This is a genomic window from Nocardia sp. NPDC058666 (genome assembly GCF_042714895.1).
GTDB lineage: Bacteria > Actinomycetota > Actinomycetes > Mycobacteriales > Mycobacteriaceae > Nocardia.
Map to the genome: position 1 here is coordinate 150,278 of NZ_JBHXRY010000005.1, position 9,362 is coordinate 159,639.

Annotated in this window: 6 protein-coding genes; 4 read left to right on the plus strand and 2 right to left on the minus strand. The window is 66.0% G+C overall.

Features of this window, described 5'->3' with window-relative positions; translation table 11 throughout:
- Positions 1–264 precede the first annotated feature (264 nt).
- Complete coding sequence (car, locus tag ACFWVD_RS14540; RefSeq protein WP_379242776.1) at positions 265–3,702, minus strand: carboxylic acid reductase; 3,438 nt, start codon at positions 3,700–3,702, stop codon at positions 265–267.
- Entirely contained in the window at positions 3,699–5,198 is a 1,500-nt protein-coding gene (locus ACFWVD_RS14545; protein WP_379242778.1) for a carboxylesterase/lipase family protein, read from the minus strand. The genes car and ACFWVD_RS14545 overlap by 4 nt, the downstream gene beginning before the upstream one ends.
- 95 nt (positions 5,199–5,293) lie before the next feature.
- Between ACFWVD_RS14545 and ACFWVD_RS14550 the strand changes: the two genes are divergently transcribed.
- The 4 genes from ACFWVD_RS14550 to cydB all read left to right on the plus strand — a co-directional run bounded on the left by ACFWVD_RS14550 (position 5,294) and on the right by cydB (position 9,249).
- Positions 5,294–6,037, plus strand: coding sequence for a uracil-DNA glycosylase (locus ACFWVD_RS14550; protein ID WP_379242780.1), 744 nt, complete (start codon positions 5,294–5,296; stop codon positions 6,035–6,037).
- Between the two features lie 35 nt (positions 6,038–6,072).
- Positions 6,073–6,600 carry a DUF488 family protein gene (locus tag ACFWVD_RS14555; protein WP_379242782.1) on the plus strand — a complete coding sequence of 176 codons (528 nt, stop codon included), beginning with the start codon at positions 6,073–6,075 and terminating at the stop codon, positions 6,598–6,600.
- Positions 6,601–6,723: 123 nt separating this feature from the next.
- Positions 6,724–8,217 (plus strand): cytochrome ubiquinol oxidase subunit I, encoded by a 1,494-nt coding sequence (locus ACFWVD_RS14560; protein WP_379243313.1) that lies wholly within the window; start codon positions 6,724–6,726, stop codon positions 8,215–8,217.
- A 9-nt stretch (positions 8,218–8,226) separates the two neighbouring features.
- On the plus strand, positions 8,227–9,249 hold the full coding sequence (gene cydB / locus ACFWVD_RS14565; protein ID WP_379242784.1) for a cytochrome d ubiquinol oxidase subunit II: 1,023 nt from the start codon (positions 8,227–8,229) through the stop codon (positions 9,247–9,249).
- The last annotated feature ends 113 nt before the right edge of the window (positions 9,250–9,362 follow it).

A 9,362-nucleotide genomic window follows, 5' to 3' on the forward strand; every position in this document is an offset into this window, starting at 1 on the left:
GGCCGCCTCCCGTCTATGCGTCTTTAGGGTTTTGGTTTGTGGGCGGCGCGCCGTTTGATCGGATCGGCAAACACATTAGTAGATGCCTATATGTACGTATCATGATTTATCTTCTGCCTTTTGAGTGGCCACGACTGAGTGCCATCGGCTCGCCTGAGACCACCACCGGCGTCAGTACCCGGACACTTCAAACCTCCACTGCACCTTGGCCTCCCCTGCCCTACAGCGATTGTCCGACCGGTGACACCCCTCCCCCACTGCCAGCTATTTCAGGAGGCCGAGGTGGGTCAAGTCGCGGACGTACTTGGCGATGAGATCCGTTGGTAGGTGCGGGATGTCGGTGCCTAGTTGTGCCGCGCGGACCGCCGCACGGAAGTTGTCTGCGGGCAGGGCCGAGCCCGGTAGAGGGCGGGCGGGGTGGCGGTAGGCGTGCAGGACGGGGAGGAGGGTGTTCTTGCGTTGGGGTTCGGGGAGGGTGCGCAGGGCGGTTTCGAAGCGGGTGAACCACTCGGCGTAGTTGTCGATGCGGTCGATGTGGTGGCCTGCTTCGGTCAGCCAGTCGATGAAGGTGTCGAGAGAGATGTTGTCGTCGTGGGGGTTGAGGACGTCGTAGGTGCGGTAGCCGGTGGTAACGGTGGCACCTAGATCCGTGATCGCGGTGGCGACGAAGTCGGCGGGTAGGCCGTCGTAGTGAGCGCGTTGTCGGTGGCCGTGGGAATTGGTGCGGTAGAACGACTTCGGGGCCAAGCCGGTGATCAGCACGCTGAGCAGCAGGCGGGTGAAGACGTCGGGGACGTTGAGTTGGCCGCGGAAGTGGCTGTGCGCCAGGATCATGTCGGAGCGGAACACCGCGACGGGCAGACCGAACCGCTCGGAGGCCTCGCGCAGCAGCACTTCGCCGGCCCATTTGCTGTTGCCGTAGCCGTTGGCGTAGGAATCGTCGAGTCGGCGGACCGGGCTCATGGTTCGCACGTCGCCGTCTTCGGCGAAGGACTCCCCCTGTGCCGCGACGGCCACTGTCGACAGATAGGTGACCGGTTTGCGGGTGGTTGTCAGTGCCAGGCGGATGATCTCGGCGGTGCCGACCACGTTCGGGCCGAACAGCTGGGTGTACGGGAGCATGTGGTTCACCAGCGCCGCGGAGTGCACGATCAGGTCGACTTCGGCGGCAAGGCGATCCCACACAGGTTGCGGCAGGCCGAGATTCGGTTCGCCGATGTCGCCGGGCAGAACCTCGAGGGTTTCCTTCGCGAGAGTCTGGAAGAGATCGCTGAGTTCGGCGTCTCCGGAGTCGAATGCCGCGTCCAGACGTTCACGCGCTGCGGTTGCGTCGCCACCACGGACCACGCAGATCACCTTGCCGCCCACAGGGGCGAGACGTTCGAGCCAGGTCAGGAGGAGGAATCGTCCGAGATAGCCGTTCGCGCCGGTGATCAGCACCGTCTTCGCCGGGGTGGCTGCCGGTACCTGCGCGGTAGTGGTGACGTCGAGGAACTTCTCAAGCGTCAGGTCGGTCGCGCGAATCTCGGTGGCCGCCGGGCCGTGTACCGCATCGGAATCTATTCTGCGCGTGCCGGGTTCGCGTTCCTGCTGCACGTAGTCGGCGATGCGCGCCAAGTCGCTGTACGGTCCGAGCACGACGTTCACCGGCACATCCACGCCGAGCAGTTCACGCAGCAAGTTCGAATATGTCAGTGCGGCAAGCGAATCCCCGCCCAGATCGCCGAACCGTGCGTCCGGGGCCAGGTCCGCGGAATCGCCGCCGAGCACAGCGCGCGCTGCACGGACGACGGTGTCGTACACCGGCAAGCCAGGGGCCTCGTGCCGCAGGCGCTCGAGTTCGTCTTCCTGACCGCGCGCCAGGTCGGTGTAGAGCTGTTCGAGTCGGTCGCCGTAGCGTTGTTTCAGCTTGGGCCGCAACAGTTTCGCAATGCCCGACAACATCCCGTTGGCCGTGGAGAACGGTTCGTTTTCGATGAGGAAGTCACGCGGAATCTCGTACGGCTCGAGCCCGGCCGACATCGCGGCACGCTGCAACGATGCGCTCACCGCGGCACGCAGCTCCTCGGCAGGTCCGGCCAGCGCAGCCTCGGTCGGCACCACGACTGCCAGCAGATACGACCGTTCGCTGCTGCCGTACACGTAGATCTGGCGCACCAGATCGGCACCCTCGAACACCGCTTCCAGCCGTGACACGGTCACAAACTCGCCCTGGGACAGTTTCAAGACGTTGTTGCGACGGTCGACGTAGACCAACCTGTCCGGTGCCAACTCCGCGACTACATCACCTGTGCGACAGAACCCTTCGGCGTCGAACACCTCGGCGGTCACCTCGGGACGACGGTAGTACCCGGCGATCATGGTGGTGGTCTTGAGCAGCAACTCACCGCGCGGATACGGCTTGTCGGTGCCGAAATACCCCAGCTCCGGCACGTCGACGAGCTTGTAGTCCAGCACGGGCGGCCGCATCACCTTCGTATCGAAGATGACCCCGCCGCCGGTCTCGGTGGAGCCGTAACCGTCGTGCAGACGCAGGTCCGACACCGACTCGATGAAGGCCCGCAGTTCGGGTGCGATCGGTGCGCTGCCGCAGGACGCCGACATCAAGCGTCCACCCAGGAACTGTTCGCGCAGTTCGGTTTTCATCGAGCCCTGCTCGGCTACCTCGCGACGGTAACGCTGCGCGATCATGTCGCACACCCTCGGCACCAGGAAGATCTCGGTCGGTCGTGCCAGCGCGATGTCGTCGAACAAGGTCGAAAGGTCCGGCGCCGCAGCGAAATACGCGATACCGCCACGGGCGAGCACGCTGTTGAGCGTGAGCCGCGCGGCAATGTGGCTCATCGGCAGGAAGTTCACCGTGATCGCGGTCAGCGGCCGTCGCGGCTGCCAGCCCACCGCGACCAGGCGCTGGGTGTACATCGCGCCCTTGGGTGTGCCGGTGCTGCCAGAGGTGTAAACCAGCAGCGCGAGGGGGTCCGCACCGTCGTCGGGCACGTGCAGCGGTGCGGGTTCGGCCAGACGGCCCTGGGCGACGGTGTCGTCGAGCGTGCTGAGCACAACGGTCGATCCCCCTGCGCGCAAACGGGTCCGAGCCCGAGCGAGGGCATCTCGGTGGTCGTCATCGTCGGCGTGGTGGTCGAACACGATCAGCGAATGCGGCGTGGCACCGGCCAGCACAGCGTCGACGGCGACGTCCAGGTGCGCGGTATCGACCGCGAACACCGTCGGCTCGGTCTCGTCCAGAATCGACCGCAACTGCTCGAGACCCGCGCCGCCCTGCAACGGCACCGCGGCCCCACCGAGGTGAATAGTGGCCAGATCCAGCACCGCATAGTCGGCACTGGTAAACCCCAGCACCGCGACGAAATCCCCCGCGACGATGCCGTCCCGCTGCCAAGCCGCGGCGAGCGCGCGAGTCCGCTCCCATACTTGGCCGTAGGTCAGGAATTCGAACTCCGGCAACAGCTTTCGGAAACAGCGCCCGCCTGACTCGACCAGCTCGGTTCGCCGGGTACCTAGCGCCGGACGATCCCCGTACGCCGTCATGGCGGTCTCGACGATGCGCGAGATCGGCAGTCCGGGTGTTGTCACCCGGGCGTGCACGTTCTCGTCGGGCCGCGCCGCCCGCAACTGCTCGTCTTCGGCGTAGAGCGTTTTGATGCGATCCGCCAGTTGCCCGGCGTCGAGCTCCACATTCACGCTTCACACTTTCGAATGCCTTGCCAGGCCGCACGTCGCGCGGCATCCGGGTCGACCAGCACGCGCGGTGGATTGTCGATGATGCAGGTGGTTCGCTGCTCGGCCGTGTACGGCGTCCAGGGCGCCAACGGTTGGCCGGTGCGGGCGAAATTCAACCAGTTGTCCTGGATGTAGTCCTGGACGGCGAGGAACGCGCGCCGACCGCCTGCCGCCGTCATCGCGCGGCCGACCGGGCCATCCACCCAGCCGAAGACCGGAACGAGGTCGAGGGCGTGGGTGGCGCCGAAGCCCGCGAGATGCAGTGCGCGCGGGGCATAGTCGTACCGATACGCGAAAGTCGGGGCGTACGCGCTGTGGCCCTCGAGCACGGCCAGTGTGGGGCGCAGGAACAGGTGGTCGCCGCCGATGCGCACCGCGGTCCGAGGGGCTGGGTAGCCGCGATAGCTGCCGGTCACGAGCTGTTCCGCGCCGGGCTCGTAGCGTTCGAAGATGGTGGTGAGCTGCTCGGGAGTGTGCGGGATCGCCTTGGCGAAACGCTGGAACAGCGTGGCCTCGTCGCGGTTGGTGCCGATGATCAACGGCACCGGATGTGCCCGGCCCGCCGCGATCGCGTCCAGGGGCGCCTCGGGCAGGAATTCGCCGTCGGCGACGGGGGCGAAGGGGAAGTTGCCGGGCTCCTCGCGCAGGGATCTGGCCAGCGCACGGTCGCCCGCGCGGCCGAGCTCCTTCGCGGGCAGGGTGCTCAGGACCGTCGCCGCGTCGGCGGTAGTGGCGCCCAGCCGTTCCAAGCAGCGGCGGGCGAACCGGCGGGCCTGCTCGGGTGTCGATGTCCAGTCCGCGGGGGCGCTCTGCGCGATCGCCCGGTGGAACAGGCCTGCCGCCGACGGCGTGGCCAGCAGGCTGACCACCGCGTGCGCGCCGGCCGACTCCCCGAAAATGGTGACGTTGTCCGGGTCGCCGCCGAACGCGGCGATATTGCGCTGCACCCATTCCAGCGCCGCGACCTGATCCCGAAGACCCAGATTCGACTCGAAAGGTCTTTCCGGCGTCGAGAATTCGCTGAAGTCCACGTAACCCAGCGCGCCGAGCCGGTAGTTCACCGACACCACGATCACGTCACCGCGGGCGGCCAACCGCGCGCCCGAATACATGCTGGACGTGCCGAGCAGGTACCCGCCACCGTGGAAGAACACCATGACCGGGCGCGGTGTCGCCGATGTCGTGGCCGGGGCGGTGACATTGAGCGTGAGGCAGTTCTCGCCGGTCGGTTGCCAGGTGCGCGGGCCGACGCGGGCGCCCTGGGGGTTCTGCACCGCGGCGAAGCCGAACTCGGTCGCCGCCCGCACCCCCGACCACGGCCGAACGGGCTGGGGCGCGCGCAACCGCAACGGTCCGGTGGGCGGGGCGGCGTAGGGCAGGGCACGCCATCGGGCGATCCGACGGCCCACACGACCGCGCACGACTCCGTCGGCGCTCACGATCTCAGGGGACAGCATTCCCCGAATGTACGTGGTACTGGCGGTACCGCGCAGGTGGTTCGTCCAGCGAACTGTCTCGAAGTCGCATCGACACCGCCGATTAGACTGTGCCGATGACCGGCCAAGACCCGGAAACCGCCCCGCAACAGGCGAAAGGCACCCGCAGCATCGCCGCGCTCGACCAGTTGGTTTCCACCTGCCGGGCCTGCCCCCGACTGGTCGCCTGGCGTGAGGAAGTCGCCACGGTCAAACGCGCGTCCTTCCGCGACGAACACTATTGGGGTCGACCGGTGCCCGGCTTCGGGCCTGCCGACGCGGCCATCCTGGTGGTCGGGCTCGCGCCTGCGGCCAACGGCGGGAACCGGACCGGCCGCATGTTCACCGGCGACCCCAGCGGCACTGTGCTGTTCGGCGCACTGCACGCGGTCGGTCTCGCGACCGGCGCGCACCCGGTCAGCCGCGACGACGGCATCGAGCTGATCAACACCCGCCTCACCTCGCCCGTGCACTGCGCCCCGCCACAGAACAAACCCACACCCGAAGAACGACACACCTGCGCCCCGTTCCTGAGCCGGGAACTGGAACTGCTCCGCGGCACGCTGCGGGTGCTGGTCGTGCTCGGCGCGTTCGGATGGCAGGCCCTGTTCGCGGTGCTGCTCGAGGGCGGCTGGAACATTCCCCGCCCACGCCCCCGTTTCACGCACGGCGCGGAAGTCGTGATCACCCACCCCGACGGTCGCGCGGTCACCATTCTCGGCAGTTATCACGTGAGCCAACGCAATACCGCCACCGGCCGGGTCACTCCCGCCATGGTCGAAGACGTCCTCCTGCGCGCCAAGACAATCGCCGAGTCGTGACCGGAATCGGCGAGATCGTGACCTAGGATCGAGCAGTGCTGACTGTGTACACGATCGGCCATTCCACGCGGACCGCGGACGAATTCGTCGGTCTGCTCAACGATTATGGCGTCACCCAACTGGTCGATATCCGCACCGTTCCCCGGTCACGCCACAATCCACAGTTCGGCCGCGAAGTTCTCCCTGAAACGCTACAGGCGGCGGGCATTCGCTATGTGTATCTCGCGGCATTGGGCGGGCTGCGGCACGGTCAAACCGGTGATACCAACGCCGGCTGGCGCAATGCGTCGTTTCGCCAGTATGCCGATTACATGCAGACACCGGAATTCCGCGCGGGCATCGACGAACTCGTCGACCTCGCGGGCGAAGCGACCACGGCGATCATGTGCGCCGAAGCCGTGCCGTGGCGGTGCCACCGCTCGCTGGTCGGCGACGCGCTGCTGGTCCGGGGCGTGCAGGTGCGCGACATCATGTCCGCCACCCGCGCACCCGACCACCAGCTCACCGACTTCGCCCACGTGGCGGGCACGACCATCACCTATCCCCCGCCGCCGGAAAATTGATATGCATCCATTTCATCTCGATATCCGCATCAGACGTTAGACACAGACGACAATCACCAAGCGCACGCGGTTCGGCCACAGTTCACTGCGATGGCAGGAGATCCGAAGATGAGTTCGCTGGCAATGAGCACCCTGGACGTCTCCCGGTGGCAGTTCGGTATCACCACGGTCTACCACTTCATCTTCGTTCCCCTCACCATCGGCCTGGCCCCACTGGTGGCCGGTATGCAGACCGCCTGGGTGATCACCGGGAAAGAGCACTGGTACCGCCTGACCAAGTTCTTCGGGAAACTGTTCCTGATCAACTTCGCCATCGGCGTGGCCACCGGCATCGTGCAGGAGTTCCAATTCGGCATGAACTGGAGCGAATACTCCCGGTTCGTCGGCGATGTCTTCGGTGCGCCACTGGCATTCGAGGCGCTGATCGCGTTCTTCATGGAGTCGACATTCCTGGGATTGTGGATCTTCGGTTGGACCAGACTGCCCAAACTGGTTCACCTGGCCACGATTTGGATCGTCGCGTTCGGTGTCAACGCCTCCGCGTTCTTCATCATCGCAGGCAACTCGTTCATGCAGCACCCGGTGGGCGCGAAATACAATCCCGAAACCAAACGTGCTGAGCTGGACAGTATTTGGGCGCTACTCACCAACAACACCACCCTGGCCGCGTTCCCCCACGTGGTCGCGGGCGCGTTCTTGACCGCGGCCACATTCGTCGTGGGTATCGCGGGTTGGTTCATGGTGCGCAATATGCGCAGCGGCGACGCCACGAAACAGGACGAGGCCAAGACCATGTGGCGGCCGGTGGCCCGAGCCGGCATGTGGGTGGTGGCCGCGTCGATCGTGGTGGTGGGGATGACCGGCGATATCCAGGGCAAACTGATGTTCGATCAGCAACCGATGAAGATGGCCTCGGCGGAATCGTTGTGCCACACCCAGACCGACCCGAAGTTCTCCATTCTCACCGTGGGCACGCACAACAACTGTGAAAGCGTCGACCACCTGTTCCAGGTGCCGTATGTGCTGCCGTTCCTGGCCAAGGACAAGTTCACCGGTGTGACGTTGCAGGGCGTGGAAGATCTACAGAAGTCCTACGTCGAGGACTACGGGCCCGGCAATTACCGGCCCAACCTGTTCGTCACCTACTGGGGTTTCCGCGGCATGGTCGGTCTGCTGGCCGGGCCGGTGCTGTTGCTGCTGGCCGGGCTGTGGATGACGCGCGGCGGTCGGGTGCCCGACAAGAAATGGTTCTCGTGGCTGTCGATCCTGGCCATTCCGACCCCGTTCCTGGCCAACAGCGCGGGCTGGATCTTCACCGAGATGGGCCGTCAGCCCTGGGTGGTGGTGCCCAATCTCACCGGCGACAAGACCATTCGCATGACCGTGGCGCAAGGCGTCTCCGATCACGCGCCGGGCACGGTCATCTTCTCCCTGGCCGTGTTCACGCTGCTGTACGGCGCGCTGGCGGTGGTCTGGTACTACCTGATGCACCGCTACACCGTGGTCGGGCCCGAGCCCGGGCCCACGGCCGCCGATGATCAGTCCGGTCCCGATGACGACGGTGGCGGCGGTAAACACCGTGCCGATCCTGTCGAACCGCTGTCCTTCGCGTACTAGGAGACCACGATGAGTCTGCAGCAATTCTGGTTCGTGCTGGTCAGCGTCTTGTTCACCGGCTACTTCATTCTCGAGGGCTTCGACTTCGGGGTCGGCATGCTGATGCCGATCCTGGGCAAGGGCTCCGACACGCGCAGGCGCGTGCTGCTCAACACCATCGGCCCGGTCTGGGACGGCAACGAAGTCTGGCTGATCACCGCGGGCGGTGCGATGTTCGCGGCGTTCCCCGAGTGGTACGCCAGCCTGTTCTCCGGGTTCTACCTGGCGCTGCTGCTACTACTGGTGGCGTTGATCGTGCGCGTGTGCGCCATCGAATGGCGGTCCAAGATCAACTCGCCGAAGTGGCGGGGCTGGTGTGACGTCGGCATCGGGATCGGTTCGTGGATTCCGGCGCTGGCGTGGGGTTGGGTGTTCGCCAATCTGGTGCGTGGGGTGCCGCTGAACGAGAAGCGACAGGTCGTGGGGTCGGTGTGGGACCTGCTCAGCCCGTACGCCCTGCTCGGCGCCGCGACCACGGCCATCCTGTTCGCGTTGCACGGTGCGATCTTCTTGGCGCTGAAGACCGGTGGCGATGTCCGCGAGGACGCCCGCAAGTGCGTGCGGATCCTGTTCATTCCGACCGTGGTAATTGTGGGCGGTTTCGGTCTGTGGACCCAGCTCGCCTACGGCAACGGCTGGACCTGGGCGGCCCTGGGCGCCGCAGTGGTCGGCCTGGTGCTGGCGGGTGGCGCGACCGCGGCGGGCCGCGACGGCTGGGCCTTCGTCGGCACCGCCGTCACCATCGCGTCGGCCACGATCCTGCTGGTGGGCTCGCTGTACCCGAACGTGATGCCGTCCACCATCAGCCCGGCGTTCGACCTCGACATCCACAACGCGGCCTCCGGCGCCTACACCCTGAAGGTGATGACCTGGGCCGCGCTGCTGTGCATGCCGGTCGTGCTGATCTACCAGGGCTGGACGTACTGGGTGTTCCGCAAGCGCCTCACCGTGGAACAGATCCCGGCCCCGACCGGGTTACCGCTGTCGAAGTAGACGTCGGAAACAGAAACACCGCGCGCGTCGCAACGGAAAAAGGTTGGGGGCGGAGGGTTTTTTTGAGAAGGGTGTTTTGGGGGCTTGGGGTGTTGGGCGGGGGGGTGGGGAGG

What these genes read in the sequence shown, in the direction of transcription:
- cydB (WP_379242784.1), top strand. Translation starts at nt 8,227, where the DNA reads ATGAGTCTGCAGCAATTCTGGTTCGTGCTGGTCAGCGTCTTGTTCACC.
- ACFWVD_RS14560 (WP_379243313.1), top strand. Translation starts at nt 6,724, where the DNA reads ATGAGCACCCTGGACGTCTCCCGGTGGCAGTTCGGTATCACCACGGTC.
- ACFWVD_RS14550 (WP_379242780.1), top strand. Translation starts at nt 5,294, where the DNA reads ATGACCGGCCAAGACCCGGAAACCGCCCCGCAACAGGCGAAAGGCACC.
- ACFWVD_RS14545 (WP_379242778.1), bottom strand. Translation starts at nt 5,198, where the DNA reads ATGCTGTCCCCTGAGATCGTGAGCGCCGACGGAGTCGTGCGCGGTCGT.